Annotated in this window: 15 protein-coding genes; 7 read left to right on the top strand and 8 right to left on the bottom strand. The window is 48.2% G+C overall.

What is annotated here, in order from left to right; genetic code table 11:
* The first annotated feature begins 90 nt into the window (after positions 1–90).
* The 5 genes from JJU34_RS11130 (at position 91) to JJU34_RS11110 (ending at position 10649) form a co-directional block, all read left to right on the top strand.
* On the top strand, positions 91–3324 hold the full coding sequence (locus tag JJU34_RS11130; RefSeq protein WP_228692436.1) for a TonB-dependent receptor: 3234 nt from the start codon (positions 91–93) through the stop codon (positions 3322–3324).
* Positions 3325–3638: 314 nt separating this feature from the next.
* On the top strand, positions 3639–4733 hold the full coding sequence (locus JJU34_RS11125; protein ID WP_228692435.1) for an efflux RND transporter periplasmic adaptor subunit: 1095 nt from the start codon (positions 3639–3641) through the stop codon (positions 4731–4733).
* A 6-nt stretch (positions 4734–4739) separates the two neighbouring features.
* Entirely contained in the window at positions 4740–7802 is a 3063-nt protein-coding gene (locus JJU34_RS11120) for an efflux RND transporter permease subunit (RefSeq protein WP_228692434.1), read from the top strand.
* Complete coding sequence (locus JJU34_RS11115) at positions 7802–9133, top strand: TolC family protein (RefSeq protein ID WP_228692433.1); 1332 nt, start codon at positions 7802–7804, stop codon at positions 9131–9133. The genes JJU34_RS11120 and JJU34_RS11115 overlap by 1 nt, the downstream gene beginning before the upstream one ends.
* A gap of 121 nt (positions 9134–9254) precedes the next feature.
* The gene (locus tag JJU34_RS11110; RefSeq protein ID WP_228692432.1) at positions 9255–10649 is read left to right on the top strand and encodes a transporter substrate-binding domain-containing protein; all 1395 of its coding nucleotides are present in this window, start codon (positions 9255–9257) and stop codon (positions 10647–10649) included.
* Here the strand turns inward: JJU34_RS11110 and crtD are convergent.
* From crtD to rbfA, 5 genes are all read right to left on the bottom strand, one after another.
* Positions 10639–12120: a 1-hydroxycarotenoid 3,4-desaturase CrtD gene (gene crtD, locus JJU34_RS11105; RefSeq protein ID WP_228692431.1), complete on the bottom strand. Its 1482-nt coding sequence runs from the start codon at positions 12118–12120 to the stop codon at positions 10639–10641. The two genes, JJU34_RS11110 and crtD, sit on opposite strands and share 11 nt — an antisense overlap.
* Positions 12121–12176: 56 nt before the next feature.
* Positions 12177–13031, bottom strand: a complete 855-nt coding sequence (gene purU / locus JJU34_RS11100; protein ID WP_228692430.1) for a formyltetrahydrofolate deformylase — start codon at positions 13029–13031, stop codon at positions 12177–12179.
* Positions 13032–13054: 23 nt separating this feature from the next.
* Positions 13055–15991: a DEAD/DEAH box helicase gene (locus tag JJU34_RS11095; RefSeq protein ID WP_228692429.1), complete on the bottom strand. Its 2937-nt coding sequence runs from the start codon at positions 15989–15991 to the stop codon at positions 13055–13057.
* A gap of 114 nt (positions 15992–16105) precedes the next feature.
* Entirely contained in the window at positions 16106–17329 is a 1224-nt protein-coding gene (locus tag JJU34_RS11090) for an FtsX-like permease family protein (RefSeq protein WP_228692428.1), read from the bottom strand.
* Between the two features lie 24 nt (positions 17330–17353).
* Positions 17354–17746, bottom strand: coding sequence for a 30S ribosome-binding factor RbfA (gene rbfA, locus JJU34_RS11085; protein ID WP_228692427.1), 393 nt, complete (start codon positions 17744–17746; stop codon positions 17354–17356).
* A gap of 81 nt (positions 17747–17827) precedes the next feature.
* Here rbfA and JJU34_RS11080 point away from each other — a divergent pair, with 81 nt between their 5' ends.
* Complete coding sequence (locus JJU34_RS11080) at positions 17828–19228, top strand: hypothetical protein (protein ID WP_228692426.1); 1401 nt, start codon at positions 17828–17830, stop codon at positions 19226–19228.
* Between the two features lie 56 nt (positions 19229–19284).
* Here JJU34_RS11080 and rpiB read toward each other — a convergent pair whose 3' ends face one another.
* Genes rpiB through glyA form a run of 3 tightly spaced genes read right to left on the bottom strand, consistent with a single transcriptional unit; the run spans position 19285 to position 21856 of the window.
* The gene (gene rpiB, locus JJU34_RS11075; RefSeq protein WP_228692425.1) at positions 19285–19719 is read right to left on the bottom strand and encodes a ribose 5-phosphate isomerase B; all 435 of its coding nucleotides are present in this window, start codon (positions 19717–19719) and stop codon (positions 19285–19287) included.
* Positions 19720–19727: 8 nt separating this feature from the next.
* Positions 19728–20570 carry a twin-arginine translocase subunit TatC gene (gene tatC / locus JJU34_RS11070; protein ID WP_228692424.1) on the bottom strand — a complete coding sequence of 281 codons (843 nt, stop codon included), beginning with the start codon at positions 20568–20570 and terminating at the stop codon, positions 19728–19730.
* Positions 20571–20587: 17 nt separating this feature from the next.
* Positions 20588–21856 carry a serine hydroxymethyltransferase gene (glyA, locus tag JJU34_RS11065; RefSeq protein ID WP_228692423.1) on the bottom strand — a complete coding sequence of 423 codons (1269 nt, stop codon included), beginning with the start codon at positions 21854–21856 and terminating at the stop codon, positions 20588–20590.
* A gap of 207 nt (positions 21857–22063) precedes the next feature.
* Between glyA and JJU34_RS11060 the strand changes: the two genes are divergently transcribed.
* Entirely contained in the window at positions 22064–23155 is a 1092-nt protein-coding gene (locus tag JJU34_RS11060) for an ATP-dependent 6-phosphofructokinase (protein WP_228692422.1), read from the top strand.
* The last annotated feature ends 122 nt before the right edge of the window (positions 23156–23277 follow it).

Genomic DNA, 23277 nt, shown 5'->3' with positions numbered 1-23277 from the left:
TTTGCGCACGGTAACCCCTACCTTTGCACTGCCCAAAAAACCTTATTCCAAGCTGGAAGTTATCTATTCTCGATTATAACTCTAAACAAAATGAGGCAAAATTTACTGAAAAATTTATTTTCGTTGTTGCTGTTGGTGTTTTCAACCAATATGCTGATGGCGCAGGGTGTGACTACCTCCGGTATTTCCGGTAGAGTAGTAGATACCGACGGAGAGACCTTACCAGGAGCCAATGTACTAGCGGTCCATACACCGTCAGGCACCAGGTATGGGGCAGTTACCAATTTGGACGGTCGCTTTCAAATTCCCAACGTACGTGTGGGAGGCCCATACACCTTAACAGTTTCCTTTATAGGTTTTGAGCCAAACATTAGGGAGGGAATCAACCTGGCCTTGGGACAGACCCTGAATTTAAACATCAGCATGGTTTCTGATGCAGCGGATTTGGACGAGTTTGTAGTCAGCGCTGGTAGAGGAGAGATTATCGATGGTACCAGGACTGGGGCTGAAACTTCTATCACGAACCAGCAAATACAGTCTATGCCTACCATCAGCCGGGGATTTAACGACTTTACCCGTATGACGCCTCAGGCGGACATCAAGGGAGACGGGATCTCAATCGGTGGCATGAACAACCGATTCAATCAGGTTACCATTGACGGGGCCGTGAGCAACGACGTGTTTGGCTTGGCGGCATCGGGCACTAACGGCGGTCAGACGGGTACTTCGCCCATCTCACTGGACGCTATTGAAACCTTTCAGGTGCAAATTGCGCCCTACGATGTCACCTTAGGAGGTTTTGCCGGAGGAGGCGTTTCTGCGGTAACTCGGTCAGGAACCAACGAATTTTCAGGTTCGGTGTACCATTATTTCCGAAATCAGAACCTGGCAGGTTTAACCCCCACCGATGATCCCAATCAGGAAAGAACCCGATTCAATAGTTTTTCCGATAGGCAGACTGGTTTTCGTATTGGAGGTCCAATCATCAAGGACAAGCTTTTCTTCTTCCTAAACGGGGAAATTACGGACAATACGACACCTCTAGGCTTCTTGCCTGGATCACCCGATTCAGAGATTACTGCAGAAGAGGCAATCCGGGTGGCCAATGTATTGAGAAACCAGTACGGCTATGAGCCGGGCTCCTGGGAGGATCAATCATCCACTTCTACTTCCGAAAAGTTGTTTGTACGCTTCGATTACAACATCAACGATCGCAATAAATTAACGCTTCGTCACAGCTACAACAAGGGTGAAGCGGTACAGTTAAGCAGGGGACAGCGTTCCTTGACCTTTTCGAATGGTGCGATCCTTCGATCCAGCCCCACGCATTCCTCCGTATTGGAACTCAGCAGCCGTATTTCCAATGATATCTCCAACAAGCTGTTGATCGGATACACCAACATCCGGGAGCCCCGAACTGCTCCGGGAGCGCCTTTCCCCCGAGGTACCATCAACATCGGGTCGGCCAGGTCTATCAACTTCGGAACAGAAGCGTTTTCTACTGTGAACCAGCTAAACCAGGATGTGTTTACATTAACAGATAATTTGGAATTATACAAAGGCAAGCACACCATTACGATTGGTACGCACAATGAATTTTACCAGATTTACAATGCGTTTATAGGCGAGAATTACGGAACTTATCAGTTTGCAAACTTGGACTTTTTTGAGCAAGGGATGGCCAGCCGTTTTTCCTATCAGTATTCCATCACGGACAACCCGCGTGAGGGCGCTGAGTTTGGAGCCATGCAGCTAGGTGCCTATGCGCAGGATCAGATTCAGGTAAATGATAACCTTTCCGTCACGGCAGGTGTAAGGTTGGACGTTCCGATTTATCTGGACAACCCCCGGACCAACGCTAATTTCAACAATAGTATTTTGGCTACGCAATACAATGTGCAAAATGACCAATTGCCCAAGCCAGCCTTTATGTTTAGCCCCAGAGTTGGATTCAATTACAATGTCAATGGTGAAGGCCAAACGCAGCTTCGAGGAGGTACAGGTGTGTTTACCAGTAGGTTCCCCTTCGTATGGATGAGTGGAGCGTTTACCCAGAGCGGTGTATTACTCAACATTCATCAGAGAGGCCAAAACAACGCAGATCCGCCAACAATTACCTTCAATCCGGATCCTTTCAGCCAAACTCCCAACCCAAGTGGTCAGGGACCGGGTGGACGTATGACCGTGGTGGAGCGAAACTTTAAGCTGCCACAGATTTGGAGAACCAACTTCGGGATCGATCAAAAGCTACCTTGGTGGGGACTAATCGCCACAGTGGACCTGATGTACTCCAAAAACCTACATTCATTCCAGTTTACCCAAATCAATCAGATTGCGTCCACGGGTAACTTGATCGGTAGTGGTGATAATCGTGCCATTTGGCCAAATCCAAATAATGACAAGAAAATCCTGACAAACTACGACGAGGTAATTTACATCAGCAATACCAATGCTGGAAATGCCATGTCAGGAACCTTCCAGTTACAGAAGCCCTTTGAGAACGGGTTTTACGGTTCGATCGCTTACACGTATACTAGCTCAAAAGACCTGTTCCCTGGTACCTCTTCTCAGAACCACAGTAACTGGAGACCGCTTCCTACAGTCAATGGTATCAATCAGGCCGAGGTAGCCAATTCGCCCTTCAACACGGGCAGCAGGGTAGTAGGCTCTGTCTCGTATCGTAAGGAGTATTTGAACAACTTCGCCACCACGGTGTCCTTATTCTACAGCGGTCAATCTGGGGCTTTGTTCTCCTATGTGTACAACGGAGACCTAAACCGTGAGGACGTTTCCGGTGGCCAAAACAACGATTTGATATATATACCTAATAACGCCTTGGATCAAAATGAGATCCGGTTTTTAGAGGGATACAGTCGAGGTGGTCAGGTTATTTCTGCCGCTCAACAGGCGCAAGAGTTTGAAGATTTCATCAACTCGCAGAAATACCTGCGTGAACGTAGAGGGCAGTATGCCGAACGAAATGGATCCAGGAGTCCATTCACCCATCAATTTGACGTGAAAATCATCCAGGATATTTTCACAAACATCGGCGGAAAACAAAATATCCTTCAGATCACGTTTGATGTATTCAATGTGGGAAACATGATCAACAAGGACTGGGGCCGTCAGTATGCTTGGGGATCTAGCTTCTTTGACAATTCATTCCAAACATTGAGGTTGACCAACCAGGCCAACCTGCAGACCGAGCAACCGGTTTTCAGCTTCGATCCGGTAAGAAACAACAGCCCATGGACCATTTCAGATGCAGCCATTGGGGGTTCACGTTGGGTTGGACAGTTGGGTGTACGGTACATCTTCAACTAATCAGACTCAGCTAAAGTATTCAAAAAGGACTGCCTTACGGGGTGGTCCTTTTTTGATTTCTTACGTGTAGATCAGAGCAAATTAGCCACTGGCAATCGGAAATGACCACCCGTATTTATTTCGTAAAAAATCCCAAAAAATTGGTTTAAATTTGACCCAACTCACTCCCAATCCTTGGTAATTATTACCATCAATGGATCATTCAGAACGCTGGTAAAATTTTCTACTGACCAGTCGCAAGGATTATTGTAAAGTTTACACCTTGTGTGCGAAATCTGATTAAATTGCTTTGCTTAAATCATTGACTAACCATAATGAAGAAACAAACTAAGCTTGTTGTTATCACAATCACTGTGTTGGTGATTGGGATCGCATTTTTTTATCCGCGTATGGATACATTTTTTACTAAATCCGGTGCCTCGGACTCAGCGGCTCCGGCAGTGTCCCAGCAGGGTTCAGGGGGAGGTCAAGGGCTTCCTGTAAACGTGATTGAAGCAAGGTACGAGACACTCGAAAACAGTCTGAACGTTACCGGAAGTTTGATTCCGAATGAGATGGTAAACCTTCGACCGGAGATTGCTGGCCTGGTTACTAGAATTGATTTTCGGGAGGGTGAGTTTGTGAAAAAGGGTACGCCTCTTTTATATCTGCGGGACGATGAATTGCGTGCGCAGTACGATCGCCTGAACTATACCAAGAAGCTATTTGAAAGCCAAGAGAATCGCCAAAAGCAACTCTTGGAGCGGGAGGCCATTTCCCAGGAGGAATACGATATCGCACTCAATCAATTCAACACCAATCTAGCCGATCTTAGACTCATCGAAGCGCAGCTGGACAAGACGGTGATCGTAGCGCCTTTTGATGGGGTACTTGGTCTGAGAGAAGTCTCGGAGGGTGGTGTCATCAGCTCGGCGGATGTTATATCTACGATCGTAAATATAGATCCAATTAAACTAGAGTTCTCAATTCCCGAGCGATATGCCAATGACATCAAAGTGGGGGCTCCAGTCTTCTTTCGTTCTAATGTAACCGCTCAAGAGGCGGAAGGCAAAGTATATGCCATCGAGCCCAACATTGACGTAAATACACGGACACTTAAAATCAGGGCGGAAAGTCCCAATAAAGACCGGAGGTTTCTTCCTGGTATGTTTGCCCGTGTTCGATTGGTATTAAATGTAGAAGATAATGCGATTTTGGTCCCTTCTGAGTCGGTCATTCCGGAATTATCTGGGTATAAAGTAATTGTAGCCAAAGATGGAAAGGCGGAGTCTAGGGTAGTGACCATCGGTAAGCGTACCGAAAATATGGTTCAACTTCTGAGTGGTGTCAAGCCTGGAGAGCAGGTGTTGACCACCGGCATATTGCAAGCAAGAGAGGGTATGCCTCTCCAAGTCACACAAATCAACTGATAGCCCATGTCCAGTTTATCCACCATTAGTATCCGGAGACCGGTGCTGTCGATCGTGATGAGCCTCACCATCATGATTTTCGGCATCATTGGCATTTCCTTTTTGGGAGTAAGAGAGTATCCTAGCGTGGACCCACCGATCATCAGTGTGCGGACATCCTATGTGGGTGCCAACGCAGATGTTATTCTGGCACAGATCACCGAACCGTTGGAAGAGGCCATCAACGGGATATCCGGTATTAAGTCACTTACTTCCATCAGTAATGATGGAGTATCCAACATCACCGTCGAGTTTGAAGTAGGTGGAGATATGGAGGCTGCGGCCAACGATGTGCGGGACAAGGTGTCCCGTGCGCAGCGAAATCTGCCGCCAGATGTAGACCCTCCGGTAATTTCTAAACAGGATGCAGATTCCCAACCTGTGATCATGATGACCGTGGGCAGCAGTCAGCGAAGTTTGTTGGAGCTTTCAGATATCGCCCAAAATATCTTCAAAGAGCGTATACAAACCATCGAGGGGGTAAGCGAGATCCGCATTTGGGGAGAAAAGCAATATGCGATGCGGCTGCGGATGGATCCACTACTAATGGCATCCTATGGCGTCACTCCGCTTGATGTCCTGACCAAGGTGCAAAGTGAAAACGTGGAGCTTCCTTCTGGAAGGATAGAGGGTGATGCTATCGAGCTTTCCGTACGGACCAAAAGTAGACTTAGTACGCCAGATGAATTCAACCGGCTGATCATTCGGGAAGAATCAAACCGGGTCGTCCTGTTTCAGGATGTGGGACGTGCCGAACTGGCACCTCTCAATGAGCGAACCGTGTTAAAAAAAGACGGTGTCCCCATGGTGGGAGTAGCTGTTTATCCGCTTCCCGGATCAAACAGTATTGATATTGTAGATCAGTTCTATGAGCGTGTAGAATTTATCAAAAAAGACCTTCCCGGTGATATCGAGTTGAGTATTGGATTCGATACAACTAAGTTTATCCGTCAATCCATCAGTGAAGTGCAAGAAACCATCATTGCGGCTTTTTTCCTGGTTGTGCTTGTGATCTTTTTGTTTCTCCGCGATTGGCGTACCACCTTCATCCCGGTGTTGACCATCCCCATTAGTTTGGTCGGGGTGTTTTTTATCATGTATCTGATGGGCTTTTCCATCAACGTACTAACGTTATTAGGAATTGTGCTATCCATCGGCTTGGTGGTCGATGATGCCATTGTGGTATTGGAGAATATCTACACAAAGATAGAAAAAGGGGAGGACCCCAAAAAAGCAGCGGAACTGGGTGCAGAAGAGATATTTTTTGCCGTTATCGCTACTACCGTGGCTTTGGCAGCGGTATTCTTGCCGGTTATTTTCCTGACGGGTACTACCGGTCGGCTGTTCCGGGAATTTGGAGTGGTGGTAGCTGGGGCGGTGATCATATCCTCCTTTGTGGCACTTACCATGACGCCCATGCTAAGCTCCAAACTGTTAAAGAAGCGCGAAAAGCAGAGTTGGCTGTACTTGAAGACAGAGCCATTCTTTGTCTGGATTAACGAAAAATACGAGCACGTTCTGGTCCGCTTTATGAAAGTGCGTTGGCTTTCCCTAGTGATTTTTGGGGGCATGGTGTATGGGATTTATTTCCTGTTTGGTCAGATTCCTACGGAACTGGCGCCTATTGAAGACCGAGGACAGATACGGGTGAATCTTACCGGGCCGGAAGGGGCTACCTTCGCCTACATGGACCGGGTAATTGACGAAATGACTACTGAGTTGGCCGATGTAATTCCCGATGAAGACCGCAAGGGCTTGATGGGTATCACATCGCCTGGATTTGGCAGTGCGTCTTCTAATTCTGGATTTATCCGCATTACGCTTCAGGATGCCGTCGACAGACAGCGAACGCAGCAGGAAATATTCAACGACGTCAATAATTACCTAAAGGGTAAGACCTCAGCAAGGTCCTTTGCAGTACAAGAGCCCTCTATTGGTGACCGTAGGGCAGGTCTTCCGGTCCAATACGTGATTCAAGCGCAAACCATCGAAAAATTAAAAGATATCATTCCCTCCTTCCTCGACCGAGCCAATCAGAGCGAGGTGTTTAACTATGCCGACGTCAACCTAAAATTTACCAAGCCGGAAATAGAGGTGGAGATAGACCGGGAAAAGGCAAGAAATATTGGGGTATCGGTGCAGGAAATCGCACGGACCCTTCAGCTTTCTTATTCCGGACAGCGGTTTGATTACTTTATCATGAACGGTAAGCAGTATCAGGTAATCGGGGAGATGCAGTTGGAAGATAGAAACGAGCCGATCAATCTTCGGATGCTCTATGTTCGTGCTGAAAATGGGCAATTGATTCAGATGGACAATCTAGTCAGCATCACAGAACGCAGCACACCGCCTTCCCTGTACCGTTTTAACCGGTTTGTCAGCGCCACCGTTTCTGCTGGTTTATCGGAAGGATATACCGTTGGTCAGGGGCTGGACGAGATGGATCGGATAGCCGCCGATGTGTTGGACGAAACGTACAGCACGGACGTAGCCGGTCTGTCCAAAGAGTATCGAGACAGCTCCAACAGCTTGATCTTTGCCTTTGTCTTCGCATTGATACTCATTTACCTCGTGTTGTCGGCACAGTTTGAGAGTTTTATGGATCCTCTCACGATTATGTTTACCGTGCCATTGGCCATATTCGGGGCCTTGTTCTCGCTTTGGCTCTTTGATTTCACGTTGAATGTGTTCAGTCAGATTGGGATTATTATGCTGATAGGTTTGGTTACCAAAAACGGTATTTTGATCGTGGAATTTGCCAATCAGCGCAAAGCTCAGGGCATGAGTGTGCGTGAATCCATCGAAGGAGCCGCTTCGGCGCGCTTTAGGCCTATATTAATGACCAGCTTTTCCACCATTTTGGGAATCCTCCCCATCGCATTGGCTTTGGGTGCAGGAGCGGAAAGCCGGGTGCCGATGGGTGTGGCAGTTATCGGTGGGATGTTGATCTCAACGGTGCTTACACTATTCGTAATCCCCGGTATTTACACATATTTAACCTCCAAAGAAGGAAGATTAGCAAGAGTTTGATGAAGAGACTATTTTTAATGATCGCGTGCGGGTTTTTCCTAGCCCAGGATTTGTATGCTCAGGAAATCGAAGAACTTAATTTTGAAAGGGCCATTGAGATCGGCTTGGAGCGTAATTTTGACGTCAAGATCGGCATCAATGAGGGCCTCTTAAGAGAAAATGACCGCCGGGTTGGAGAGAGTGTGTTGATGCCCAGCCTTGGACTCACAAATATTCGGACCTTTAGACGGGAAGATACCGAGCAGCGCTTTGTAAACGACCCGCAACCCCGTTTGATTCCCGGTGCCGAGACCCGTACCAGCAACTATAGTCTAGTAGCCATCTACGGTTTTCGACCCGAAGCAGTAGTAGCCCTAAAGCGTCTTGGGAAGCTAAGCGAAGTGGGTGAGTTGGAGGCCAAAGTGATCATGGAAAATACCGTGGCCGCAATCTCAACGGCCTACTACCGGCTGGTACTTGAACTGCAGCGATACAATGTGTTAAACACCACGCTGGAGTTGTCTAATGAGCGAAAGGAAATCGCCAAAGCTCAATACGAGTTTGGCAGGGCTTCCAAACGGGATTTTTTAGCTGCTCAGGTAGATTACAATGCAGATTTGACAGCACTGGTTAATCAGGAGCAGATTATTCAAAACTCCCGTGTCAATTTAAATCAACTGCTAGCGCTGGAGCCCAGTAAGGAGTTTGCCGTCAAGGACACCATTCTGATCCAGGAAAACTTAAACTTTGACGATTTGATCGATAATGCGTACGAGCACAACAAGCAATTGCTCATTACGCAACGTATGCAGAATGTGGCCTACCTACAGCTGCGCGAAATACAAGCAGAGCGGCTCCCATTCGTCACTCTCAATGGTGCCTACAACGACAATACGTTGAATTCACAGGCGGGCTTTTTGATACAAAACAAGCAGGATGGGTATACGCTGGGCGCTACCGTTGGGATCAATATTTTCAGTGGATTCTCCATCAACCGCAGAGTGCAAGGTGCCAAAATTCAGATGCGAAATCAGCAGAACATGCTGGACCAATTTGAGCTTCAGATGAAATCAGACTTGCAGCGTACCTACAATATTTACCAAAATAGTAAGCGATTGCTGGAGATCGAAAAAGCCAATTACGAAGTGGCCATCGAAAATGCAGACATCGCGTTGGACAGGTTTCGCTTGGGGATTGCCAATTATTTGGAGTTTAGGGACGCACAGGTAAACCGACTGACCGCGGAAAGTCGCTTGATCGAATCCCTGTATAATATCAAGGAAAATGAGATTGAACTGATGCGACTTTCAGGTCGGATTTATTTTGCAAGCCCCTACGAAAATATCTATTGATTAAGTTGTTTTTTGTTGTTTTTTAAGCAGTATATTCTAGTTATTTTTCAAAAAGTTTGGTATCCTGTCAATTATCCCGTATAATTGAGGAAATCAATTCCTGAATGACAGGAGCTACTGCATGAAAAAACATACATGGCACGTCTTTGTATTCGGAATCCTCGTTTTTTTTCTCCCCGCCTGTAACAACAGCCAACCAGCAGAATCAGATTTTTGGGATAACCCGGTAGAGATAGACTTTGACGCCATCAAAGAAAGGGGTTTCATCCGGGTGGTGGTGGATAATTCATCCACTAGCTATTACGTGTACCGTGGGCGTACCATGGGATACGAGTTTGAGCTTCTTCGAAACCTATCCAGCCGTTTGGGCCTGGGGCTTCACTTGGTTATTAGCAATGGGCTGGAAGAGTCCTTTCGGTTTTTGAACGAAGGGAAGGCAGACCTTATTGCGATCAATTTTGAGCTATCTGAAGAACGCGAGAAGTATGCCGCTTTTACCCAACCAATCAACGAGATCAGCACGATCTTGGTACAGCGAAAGCGGGAAGATCTCATTACTTCTTTTGAAGAGCTAAGAGAGGCCGAGATGCATATTAAAAGAGGTACCATCTACAAAGACAAGTTGAGTGCGTTAAGTGATTCCCTCGCACTCGGGATGGATATCGTCGAAAACGATGAGTCTTTAGAGTCTCTGATCATGAAGGTAGTGGAAGGTGACATTCCACATACGGTGGTTGATGAGGATATTGCCTTGGTAAATGCGACTTATTACGACGAGCTCGATGTGAGCTTTGCAGTAAGTTCTCCCTCTCAGGTGGCTTGGGCAGTCCGGAAAAATGCGCCACAATTATTGGAAAAAGTAAATGAATGGATTGCTCGTATCCATAAGACTGGCTATCAGGCTGTGTTATATCAGAAATACTTTCTAAATAAGAAAAACAGCTATTTCCGCAGTAGTTCCGCTTTTTCTTCCGTGTCGGGTGGGCGGATATCGGCCTTTGACGAGCTGATCAAAGAGGGGGCAGATATGCTCGGATGGGATTGGCGTCTGCTTGCCTCTTTGGTGTATAAGGAAAGCCGGTTTGACACCACAGCCGTTTCTTATGCCGGTGCTGTAGGCTTGTTGCAGTTGATGCCGGTCACGCTCAGGCAGTTTGGAGTCACCAATCCCAATGACCCCAGAGAAAGCTTACGCGGAGGGGTCAATTATTTACGGTATTTGGACGGGTTTTGGTTAGAGCGAATTCCAGACAATAACGAGCGCATCCGCTTCATCCTCGCTTCGTACAATATTGGGCACGGGCACGTGCAGGACGCCTGGAGATTGGCCTTGAAGTTTGGCAAAGATTCCCGCCTTTGGTCCAGTGCTGCATTTTATTTGGAGCGCAAATCCAAGCCTGAGGTGTACCGGGATCCATTGGTTACAAGCGGCTATGCCAAGGGGCATTTGGCAGTACAATATGTGACCGACATTATGAGCCTGTACGAGTCTTACAAGGTACTGGTCAGTCCATAACCTGCTTTTCAAGGATCATTTCTGTCATGATTTTTGCCGATAGGAGGCTAAGGGGTATGCCGCCTCCAGGGTGTACACTCCCTCCGCAAAAATACAACTGATCGATGTCTGAGGAATCATTGGCATGGCGCAGAAACGCGGCGTATCGGTTATTGGAGCTATTGCCGTAGAGGGCGCCTTGCGAACTGGAGGTCTTGGATTCGATGGTCCTTGGGTCCAGTACCTCTTCCACTTCAATAAGGGGCTCTAGGTTGGTGTTCAGGATACGGTTTACCTTTTGAATAATGCTTTTTCGCGCGTCGGAGATCAGTTTTTCCCAGTCCTGTCCTTGGTTATTGGGCGTATTGATCATGGTAAACCAGTTCATGCCCCCCTCTGGAGCGTCATCAGACTTGTATACTGAGGTGATGTTGATATATACCGTTGGGTCGTGGTAGATACTGCCCCGTTGGAAAATGTGGGAAAATTCCGCTTGGTAATCCTCGCTGAAAAAGATATTGTGCAGGTCCAGCTCGGGAAAGGATTTTTTTATGCCCCAATAAAATATCAGCGCTGAGCTTGATTTGGGTTGTTTGAGGAGGTATTTCGGTTGTTTTTGGTCGGTAAGAAGGTTCCGGTAGGCATTGACCATGTCCATGTTATTAACTACTAAGTCTGCGCTGTGGGCTTGGTCTCCGATCTGTATCCCCACAGCCTTTCCCTCTTCTACCCGGATTTTGTCCACTTTTTGATTAAAATGAAAATCCACGCCCAGCTCCTTTGCTAGCTGGTAGATGCTCAACGTGATATCGTGCATGCCTTTTTTGGGAAAGAAGGCGCCAATATTGTATTCCAGGTGGGGGATGATGTTTAGGGTGGCGGGGGTTTGGTAGGGATCGGATCCGTTGTAGGTGGCGTATCGGTTGAAGAGTTGCACCAGCTTAGGGTTGCGAAACTGTTTTTGGTTGGCCCCATTCATGGTACCAAATATGCCCAGCTTACCCATTCTCAAGTAAGAGGCCATTGCCTTGCGGTTGATCCATGTTTTCCAGCGGTGCAGGGATCGGTGCATGAACAAGGGGGCTAGGTGTCGGTACATGTAAGCGGACCTCTCAAGGGACTGCCGTACGTTTATTGCTGGTTCGCCCAGTTTTTCTTCCACTTCCCGAGCAAACATTTCCGGTTCGGCATGGGCCGTTAGCCGAGTGCCATCTTCCCAGAAATACTGACAAAGCACAGGCAATCGCACATACTCGAAATGATCTTTGGGCTCCCTTCCGGAAAGCTGAAAGAGTTCTTCAACCTGTTCGGGTAGGGTAAAGAGTGAAGGCCCGGCATCGAAACGGTAGCCTCCGAGCTGAATTTCGGAGAGTTTCCCACCCGGATAGGCATTGGCTTCAAACACCTCCACGGCATACCCCAGGTTTCTTAGTCTTACGGCAGCTGCCAATCCGGCTATTCCGGATCCGATAATGATGGCTTTTTTGCTCATGGTGATACAACCTCAGCAGTCAGAAAGTGTTTTGGGGCAAATAGGGGACGATCTATTTAGTTAAAGATGATGGTGCGATTGCCGACCACTTGGATCTTGCGGGCCAGGTGGTATTTGATCGCTCTTGAGAGTACTACCTTTTCCACATCTTGGCCCATCTGAACCATCTCTTCTACGGTGTTGTGGTGCCTCACACGGGCCACATCCTGCTCGATGATAGGTCCTGCATCCAGTTCTTCGGTCACATAGTGGGCGGTGGCACCGATGATTTTTACTCCTCGTTTATGCGCAGCGTGGTAGGGCTTAGCACCCACAAATGCCGGTAAGAAGGAATGATGAATGTTGATGATGCGATTGGGGTAGTTGCGGATAAATTCCCCGCTCAGGATCTGCATGTACCTGGCCAGCACCACGAAGTCTACCTGATGTTCCTCCAATAGTTCGAGTTGTTTCTGTTCCTGCTCCTGCTTGTTTTCTTTGGTGATTGGCAGGTGATAAAACGGAATGCCAAATCCCTTCACCACCCGTTTCAAGTCGGTGTGGTTGGAGATGATCAGGGGAATTTCTACCTGAAACTGCCCCGAGTAGTACCTGCTGAGGATATCAAAGAGGCAATGCGATAGCTTGGAAACAAAAATAGCCATCCGTGGCTTTGGGGTATTGAACTCCAGCGAACAATTCATGGAAAACTGCTTTCCGACTTCTTCGTGGAACACTTGGGATATCCGATCTTTTGGTATGGCAAAGCTTTCCAATTCCCATTCGGCCCTCATGAAGAAGTCACCGATCTCTTCGTCTATGTGTTGGTCCACTTCGATGATGTTGCCATTGTATCTGAATAGGAAATCCGATACCGCAGCGACGATTCCCTTGTCGTCTCTGCACTGAATGATCATAATCGCTGTTTGCATGGATTATTCGTTGGATAGGAATATTAGGATAGTAGCGCGGAAATATCCTCGCTGTTAAGGCTTTTGATGAAGCTCTCTTCCGTGTGGATCAGTTCACCCGCCAGGGCCATCTTTCGCTCTTGAAGGGCCATGATTTTTTCCTCCACGGAGTCTTTGGTGATGAATTTGTAGATGATCACCTTGTTTTCCTGCCCGATGCGATGTGCCCGGTCTATTGCCTGCGCTTCCACGGCAGGGTTCCACCAAGGATCCAACAGGAACACGTATTCCGCTTTGGTTAGGTTGAGCCCCACGCCGCCAGCCTTGAGGGAGATGAGAAACACCTTGATATCCTCGTTCTGCTGAAAGGAAGTCACCTGTGCCTGTCGGTCCTTGGTGCTGCCATCCAAATAGGCGTATTGAATATGCGCTTTGTCCAAGACCTCCCGGATAATGGTAAGGTGTTTTACAAATTGGCTAAAAATCAGAACCTTGTGTCCTTCACTGGCCGTGGAAGCGATCATGTGGGTGATGTCCTCCAATTTGCCGGAGTCTCCGATATAGCCTTCGTCGGTCAGCTTAGGATGGTTGGCGATCTGTCGCAGTTGGGTCAGCCCACGAAGCAGGGTAAAGGAATTTCTGGAAAAACCGGGAAGCGATGTTTCGTCCATGATCTTTTCCCGGTAATACTCTTTGGTCTCCTCGTAAATTTTAGCCTGATCTTTCGACATGGTGGAGTACTTGACGTTCACTACCTTTTCCGGAAGGTCTGTGGCTACCTGCGTTTTGAGTCTGCGTAAAATGAACGGCTTGATCATGGCTTGGAGTTTCTGGGTCTTATCCATGTCTCCTTTTTTCTCTATGGGCAGTAGAAACTGTTTTTTGAAGCTGCCTCTCGATCCCAGCAGGCCGGGATTTATAAAGTTTACCTGAGACCAAAGGTCCATGGTGCCGTTTTCCACGGGTGTACCGGTGAGTATCAGTCTGTAATGGCTTTTAAGCTGAATCACAGATTTCGATATAATGCTTTCAGGGTTTTTGATTGCCTGTGATTCATCCAGGATTACGTAGTTGAACAGAAAGCCCTGTAGGATATCGATGTCAATGCGGGTGATGCCGTAAGAGGTAAGCACCAGGTCGTACCGGCTAAACTGCTCCACGTCCTTTACCCGTTGACTCCCTGTGTATACCAGAATCTTGAGTTTAGGGGTAAATTTGCGGGCTTCCAACTCCCAGTTGTATATCAGGGAGGTGGGCATCACAAGCAGGGAGGTAGAGCCTTCGGAAAATTCCTTTTGGTGGGCCAGTAGGGCTAGGGTCTGTACCGTCTTGCCCAGACCCATGTCGTCGGCCAGGCAGCCACCAAACTGGTATTCGTTCAGGAAGCGAAGCCAGTTGTACCCTGCTTTCTGGTAGGGTCTCAGCTTGCCTTTGAAATACCGTGAAAGTTCGTAGTCTTCAAACTCGGTGAAATCTTTGAGTCTGGCCAGTCGTTCGCCCAGTGACAGTTTCACCAAGTTGGATTTTTGAAGCTCCTGGGCCAAGGCTATGTGATGTTTTTTTAGTTTCAGATTGCCAGCATTGGCTTCCTCTTCTTCCATGAAGGAAAAAATCTCCCCGTAATTAGCAAACCAAGATTTGGGGATAATGGCGATTTCCTTATTGGGCAGTTCGATCTCCGTGCGCCCATTGAGCAGCATTTTCCGGAATTTCTTAAACGGGATCTCGTAGTCGCCAAAAGTGACCATGGCTTCTACGTCAAACCAATCTATTTTTTCTGAAATACGAATGGAGATGTTGGTTTTGCCGATAAAGTAGCGCTTATTCTTATCTGTATTGGACTGTATCAGGGTGATGCCCAGTTCGTCCATGGATTCTTTATGAACGAGCACCCATTCGTAAGCCACCCGTTTGGACATCGCGATCTTTCCGTTGCGGAACGACAGGCCCCGGCTTTTGAAAAATTCACAGATGTCTGCTTCCACTACTAGGTTCCGAATGATCTTGTGAAAGGTGTATTCATCGCCCTGTTTTTCCAAGGCTACGTTGGTCGTGGTCAGCTGATCTGCCCGGTAGGAATTTGACCCATATTGAAAACGCAGGTCAAAAACCAGCTTCTCTTCGTCTTCCACCTCGATTTTCTTTCCAAACAGATCGGTGGTTGGGCTTCCAGGTAGGTCGCTAAGTATCAGTTGCGGATCCGGTTTGGATCGGTCAACCTTAATATCGAAACCCTTTGCAAATACATCAAACGAGGCTACCAGCTGGGTGACGAACTTGCGGTAGTAGTCCTCCTCCATCTTTCGGGGGATTACGATAAATTTCTTATTCAGGAAAGGGGCTAGCTTCTTTCCATCCACGTTTTTCTCAAAGCTGTAGAGTTTGCCATTTACCACCAGCCACGCAGGTTCCTTGCAGATGAGGAAGCCACCACGGTATTGCCAGTCCAGCTTTTCATCGCCGTATTTCAGCGTGGGAAAGTAGTGTGTGTTTTCTTCGTTTCGGCGAAAGTGGAATAGGACCGTGGCTTTTTCAGGGAGGATTTCAATCTCCTTCCACGCGGGGTTTCCATCGCTACCGGTTTCAAAAAGCCGTTTACCTCCCAGAAGGTTTAGGATCTTCGCCCGGGTGATTTCCAGTCGATTTTCAATGAGTTTTTGGGTTTCTTTGCTATAGGCGCTCTGCGGTTGCTCTTCGTAAATCTTACGCAGGAAATCTTTGGGTTTGACGTTTTTGCTATTGAATTTTTTGACTATGGCTTCCTGCTGCATGCTGTCCATCAGGCGGATGAGTTCGTAATCTGCCTCGTCCAGTTCATTGGCAAATTCCGCTGCATTTTGATAGGAAATGTTCTGGTAGGCAAACGAAAGCCGCCCCTTTTCATCCAACTGTACCGCATAGGATTCAAACAGAATTCCCAGGAATTCGTGGTTGAAGAGGGCGTAAATAATCTTGAACGGCTTTTCAGCAGAAACTTTCATGATAATGTGCTATTACGGTCAGAATCTGAAAAAATCACGGATTCTCGAAATTAACCAGTTTGCAAATTACATAATAAATTAAACATTCCTCCATGCCGGGGGTATTATTTGGCACTAGAGGTGGTCCACTGTGCGGACCTTAGAGGCGATCAGTGCCGGCCTGTAGGAGGCCAAAAAGGTAATGATGATCACGCTCAGGCTGGTAAACAAAAAATCGCTGAGCTGCATCTTTACGGGGTAGCTGTCTACGACAGAGGAGGTGACGCCAAGGGACACGATACCAAAGGTGTCCTGTAGCCAGCAGACCACAAAACCCACCACCAGCCCGATCAGCGCACCGGACAGAGCGATGATAGCGCCTTCTTTTATATAAATGGTTTTGATCAATTTACGGGTAGCCCCCATCGCAAAGAGGACCGCAATGTCTTTCTTCTTTTCGATGGCCAACATACTAAGGGAAAAGAAAATATTGAACGAGGCCACGGCTAGGATAAAAGTGAGGGTAATAAATACAAAGAGTTTTTCCAATCGGATGGTCATGAGCAAACTAGCGTGCTGCTCGTCGGTGTCTTTGACAGTAAACTCCTCGCCAAGCTGGGTGCGGAGCGTACGCTTTACTTTCTTGATATCGTAGCCGGGACTCACCTTGAGCTCCAGGGCCGTCCGCTTGTCGCCGTAGTTCATCAGGCGCCGAGCAAAGTCCAGAGGCACGATGATGTATTCGTCGTCAAACTGTTTTTCAATGCTGAAAATTCCCACAGGGCGCAGCATTTCCCGGTTATACATGCTGCTAGGGTCGATGCTGCCTGCGCGCGGCGCTTTGGGGTAATAGGCCTGCAAGAGGTCAAATTCGTTTTCCAAGTCGATCAATAGGTAGTAGGAAACGCCTCTTCCTACCAGCGCAAAAGGCTTGGTATCCGTTCCGAGGGACATTTCTCCGGCAAATAGGCCTTTTTCAAATCTCCCTTGCTCGAGGAAATTGTCCGATACGCCCTTGATGGTGGCTACCAGTTGGTTTTCGCCGAAGCGGAACAGCGCATTGTCTTCAATCACCTCGGTGAGCACTTCCACGCCCGGCGTTTGGCGGATGCTTTCCAGCCATTCCTCGGTTACCTCAAAGGACTTACCCCTGCTGGCTTCGACTTTTAACTCCGCGTCAAAGGACGCATACAGGCTTTTGATGAGATCCTCCAGCCCGTTGAACACCGATAGCACGATGACCAACGCCATGGTGCCCACGGCGACTCCTATCATGGAGATCCGGGAGAGTACCGTGATGAAGTTCCGTTTCTTTTTACTCCGGAAGTACCTGGCCGCTATGAAGAAGGAGAGATTCAAATGCTTTGTACAATAAGACCTTGGTTATGCTTCTTCTTCTTCCTCATCGTCCTCGTCCTCGTCCGAGGCCTCGGGGATGTCCAGTTTGGAAATCACCCCATCCATATGTTGGGCGTAGGCTGCGGATTCATCCAAGAAAAAAGCAATCTCTGGCGTGATGCGGACAGACTTACCGATCCGCTTTCCCAAACCACCCCGGATCGATTTTTTTGCCGAATTGATCTTGTCAAAAAGCACTTGGTTGTCGGCATTGAGAAAGCTCAGGTACACCTTGGCTACGCTCAAATCAGGGCTCATCTGTACCCTGGTCACCGTCACCATGGCGTTTCCGATCAGGGACCGGGATTCCCGCTGAAAAATATCCCCCAGCTCTTTTTGGATAAGTTTTGAGTACTTCAACTGTCTTTTGCTTTCCATGATAATAAAGTTAGGACAAATTTAGTGAATTATATCCTTAACGCTTAATTTCGTATCCTTCAAATCAACCATACGGTTCCCTTGCTGCAATTTTTCAAATTAAATGATCCATTTAGGCTGGTTGGAATCCTGCTGTTCCTAGGGCTTTTTAGGGTGCCTTACTACCTGATCGGTATGCCCCTGATCCAACCTGAAATGGTATGGCTGATTATTGGAGAGCGCATCGCAGATGGGTTCCCGATGTATGGAGGGATCATGGATGATACAGGTCCTTTTTCCGCCCTTACCTACGGGCTGCTGCATGTGCTTTTTGGCAGGTCTCCCGCTGCGCACCACCTGTTAGCAGCCATGGTGATCTTCTTTCAGGTATTGTACCTCAATGTTCTCTTTATCCGTTTCAAAACCTACAAGGAGAACACTTACCTGCCGGCAATTGTTATGCTGTTGTTTTTTCATTTGTCTTATGATTTCCTGATTCTTTCCCCCAGCCTGCTGGGCAATACGTTTATCTTGTTGGCTTTTGGGCAGTTGTTTTCACAGACCGCGGTGAATAAGAATTCCACGGAGTCTATCCTGTTGCTGGGCCTGTTTGGCGGGATCGCCCTGTGCTTTCACTTTCCCTTGGTGGTATTTCTGCCTCTGATGGTGCTGTTTGGTATCGTCATCGGGGGATTTAACTTTCAGCAACTGCTTTTATCCGTTACAGCTTACCTCTTACCTTTTGCGCTGGTGGCGGTGTATTTTTTCTGGATTGATGGGTTGGAGGAGTTTTTTGTCGAATTTGTACTGGCCTCGCGCAAAATCGACGGGCTGGTTCATACCAGCTTAGGTGAATTGGCTTTTGTTTTTTTTCTGCCCCTGCTGCTTTCTACGTTGGGTTTCTTTGCTATCCTGCTGGTCAAAAAACTCTACATCAACCAGCAAAAGCAAAATCAGTTGATGATCTTGTACCTGGTATGCGCCTCCTTCACCGTTTTCTTGGCCAATCGTACGATTGGATACCAATTCTTGGGGCTCATACCGGTATTTACCTTCTATACCGTTCATTATTTGGTGTCTATTCGTAAGCCCTTTCTACAATCGATGCTTTTTTATGTGCTGTTTTTGGGTACGCCGTTTATAGGAATTAGCTGGTTGTTTTACAAACAAAACGACCCGACTTTCTACGAATATGCCGTCAAGGACGGGCCAGCATACGAATTCACCCAAGGGGCGTCCGTGCTGGTATTGGGTAGGGATCTGGGGTATTACCGTCATGCTTCCTTGGCCACTCCCTATCTGAACTTTGCCATGGCCAAGCCCTACCTTTCTGACAGGGGAAGCTTTGAAAGCATGGCGAAGATCAACCGCTTTTTTATAGAGGAAAGGCCCGAATGGGTAATCGATGAAGAGGGGATCTTTGGCGAATTACTGCCTTATTTCCCTCAAATTAAAGCGCTCTATGAACTGGATGGGGAACTTCGGTACCGGTTAAAAAAATAAAGAGGCCGTTTCAGGAAGCGGCCTCTCGTAGGATGTTTATTCGATAGCTTGCAGCGTTAACAGGGGATCTTATTCACCCGGGTGGCATGCCGCCCTCCTTCAAAGTCCGTCGTCAGGAAAATTTCTACCATTCGGACGACCAGATCAAATGCTACAAATCGAGCCGGGATGGAGATGAGATTGGCGTCGTTGTGCTGACGGGACAGGGCGGCCAAGTCTTCGTTCCAACAAATGGCCGCTCGAATCCCTTGGTGTTTGTTTGCGGTGATCGCTACGCCGTTTCCGCTGCCGCAGATGATGATGCCGCGTTGGTGCTGTCCAGCCTCTATGCTGTTGCAAAGCGGGTGAATATAGTCGGGATAGTCCACCGAAGCATCGGAACTGGGTCCAAAATCCCGAAGCTGGTACCCTTTTTTTTCGAGGACTTCAATGAGTCGCTGCTTGTATTCAAATCCGGCATGATCGCCGCCTATGGCTATGATTTCAGACATGATGGAAGTTAATAATCGTTTTTCAGTTCTTCTTCCCGCTGCTGACGCTCCAGTCGCTTGGCGATAAATATGCCCGCCTCATACAGTACCAATATGGGCATCGCAATCAGAATCTGACTAATGACGTCCGGTGGAGTGATCAAGGCAGATACCACAAGGATACCTACGATAGCATGCCTGCGGTAGGTTTTGAGTAGAACAGAGCTCACCAAGCCTGCCTTGGTCAGAAAGTAAATTACGATCGGCAATTGGAACATCACCGCCGACGCCAGCACCAACATGGCTAGGGTTGAAATATACGAGGTGATGTCAAACTCGTTGGCAATGGATGGATCCAGTTGGTAGTTCGATAGGAAATTGATAGAAAGTGGGGCGAGGATAAAGTACCCAAAAGCAGCGCCCATGAAAAACAGCAAGCTTACGAAGAACACGGCTCCACGGGCGGCATTTCGTTCTTTGTCGTAGAGACCCGGAGAGATAAACCTCCACACTTCCCAAAATACATAGGGAAAAGCTACAATAAGCCCCACTATCAGACTGGAGGTGATGTGCATCGAAAACTGCCCGGTCATCTGCCGGCTCTGAATGATAAAGGGCAGCTCCTGTATGCACAGGGCTGGTATGGACAATGCGTCAGAGATTTGGCATAGTACCCGGTAAGTGATGAAGTCAATCTTGGATGGACCTAAGATGACTATCCCAAACACAAAACTTTTGGATAGAAATGCGGCCACCATAAAGATAAGGATGGCCGAAATAGACCGAAGCAGGTGCCAGCGAAGCTGCTCCAGGTGGTCCAAGAAGGACATGCCCTCTTCTTCCTCGTCGTCTTTGTATTGATCCAGTGCCACGTGCGCTCGTTAGTCGTTTAGTACAAGGGAAATTGAACCATCCACTCGTTCACTTGCTGCTTGATATCGGCAAGGAGTGACTCGTCCTGATGGTTGGAAAGGGCTCTATCGATCAGATCCACAATCTTACGCATATCGTCTTCTTTCAATCCTCGGGTGGTAACGGCAGCCGTGCCGATGCGCATGCCGGAGGTGACGAATGGGGAACGGGTATCGAAGGGCACCATGTTTTTATTGATGGTGATGTCTACTTTGCCGAGCGTCTCTTCAGCCAGTTTGCCGGTCAGGTCTTTGTTTCGCAGATCGATCAGCATGAGGTGGTTGTCCGTGCCTCCAGAGATGATTTCATAGCCTTTGGCCACGAAGGATTCCGCCATCACGGCAGCATTTTTCTTCACCTGTAGGATGTAGTGCATGTACTCGTCCGAAAGGGCTTCCTGAAAGGCCACCGCTTTGGCAGCAATGATGTGCTCCAGCGGTCCACCTTGGGTTCCGGGGAATACACCGGAGTCCAATAGGGAAGACATCTTTCGCAGTTCGCCTTTCGGCGTAGTAAGTCCAAAAGGGTTGTCGAAATCTTCCCGCATCAATATAAGACCACCACGAGGACCTCGTAGTGTCTTGTGCGTGGTAGTAGTTACAATATGGCAATAATCGAGCGGGTCGTTTAACAAGCCCTTGGCTATAAGTCCGGAGGGGTGCGAAATATCCGCCAAAAGGATAGCACCCACTTCGTCGGCAATTTCACGAAGGCGCTCGTAGTCCCAGTCCCTGCTGTAGGCTGAGGCGCCACATATTAATAGTTTGGGTTTTACCTCACGGGCTTTTGCAGCCACTTTGTCGTAGTCAATCAGGCCGGTTTCCTGCTCCACCCCGTAGAAATTAGGCTGGTATAGTTTGCCAGAAAAGTTTACCGGTGACCCGTGGGTGAGGTGTCCGCCATGCGAAAGGTCAAAGCCAAGTATGGCATCTCCCGCCTGTAGGCAGGCCAAAAAAACCGCCGCATTGGCCTGAGCTCCGGAGTGCGGCTGCACATTGGCCCAAGTAGCTCCAAAAAGTTCCTTGGCACGGTCAATGGCAAGCTGCTCGATTTCGTCTACCACCTCACAACCTCCGTAGTATCGTTTATTGGGAAGACCTTCTGCATATTTGTTGGTCAACACACTGCCCGCAGCCTCCATGACCTGTTTGCTGGTAAAGTTTTCGGAGGCGATCAGTTCGATTCCCCGCCGTTGTCTGTCTTCTTCTTTTGCAATTAGGTCAAATATTACCTGATCTCTTTCCATTTGGATGTACGCTAATTTGTATCTTTGGTGCCCTAACCATCGATGGCATGCCTGGCAGTCGGTCTCAGCCGCCCCAAACATAAGGCTTATTTTTGGATGGGCAAAATTAGTCCGAATCGCTGTATATTCCAATCGAATAGGGGATTTGATGGGCAGGGATCCCGTATATTTTTAAATATGTGTATCTTTGGATATCTACAACCGATTATGAAAAAAATACTGATAAGTACCGGAGGGGGTGATTGCCCCGGTCTGAATGCAGTCATCCGGGGAATTTATAAGCGTGCCAAACAGGAAAAGGGCTGGGAGGTATATGGCAGTATCGAGGCACTCAGCGGAATCATGCGCGACCCCCCTGAGGTCGTCAAACTGACCCGGTCTAAGACAGCCGGTATTCACGTTCGGGGAGGTACCATCCTAAAGACCACCAATAAGGGAAATCCCTTGATGTATCCCGTTAAAGACGAACAGGGTCAGATCATTTTTCACGACATCACCGACCGGGTAGCCGCCCGGATCCGCGAGCTGGGTTTTGACGCGGTGATCAATATAGGGGGTGACGGCTCCCAAAAGATATCCGAAGCCTTGCACCGCCACGGCATCCCGATTATCGGCGTGCCGAAGACCATCGATAACGACCTGCGGGGTACCGACATGACCTTCGGGTTCCAGACTGCCGTGCAGATTGCCACCGACAGTTTTGATAAGCTGGTAACCACGGCGGAAAGCCACCACCGGGTCATGATTATGGAGGTCATGGGAAGGGATGCCGGCTGGATTGCGCTGCATACCGCCATCGCCGGCGGCGCCGAAATTTGCCTTATTCCGGAAATCCCCTACGATGTTCATAAGGTTTTAAAGCGGATCAGTGACCGCTATGAAAAAGGCCGTGGCTTTATCAACATCGTCATCGCAGAAGGAGCCAAAGCCAAAGATGGTACCCTTACTTTCTCGGCAGGAGAAGAAGGCTCCGAGCACGTGCGGCTAGGTGGGGTGGCCTTTGAGTTGGCACGTCAATTAAAAGCCATTGGCTGCAAGCAGGAGATTCGGGAGACGGTCCTGGGCCATGTACAGCGTGGAGGCACTCCGGTGGCTTTTGACCGGGTATTGGCCACCTTGTTTGGGGTCAAGGCGTTTGAGTTGGTCCTTGAAGGAGCCTTTGGCAGGATGGTTTCGTTTCAAAACAACACCATTGTCTCTGTGGAGCTGGCAGAAGCCACCCAAAGCTACAACCACGTGGATCCGGAAGGGTTTCTGGTCCGGGCGGCCAAGGGAATGGGTGTCTCTTTTGGAGATTGATCCAATGGCAAAGCCCTGGTTACTCCGAAAGGCTTTCATCAAAGGGTCGCTTGGATGGCGCTGGTCTAGCAGGTAGGAAATTTTTATTCTTGACTGGCAGCGTTGTAGGTGAATCTTGCAAA

Origin of the sequence: Lunatimonas sp. (assembly GCF_020832325.1) — a bacterium.
In the GTDB taxonomy this organism is placed as follows: domain Bacteria; phylum Bacteroidota; class Bacteroidia; order Cytophagales; family Cyclobacteriaceae; genus Lunatimonas.
This window is presented reverse-complemented; position numbering and strand designations above follow the sequence as displayed.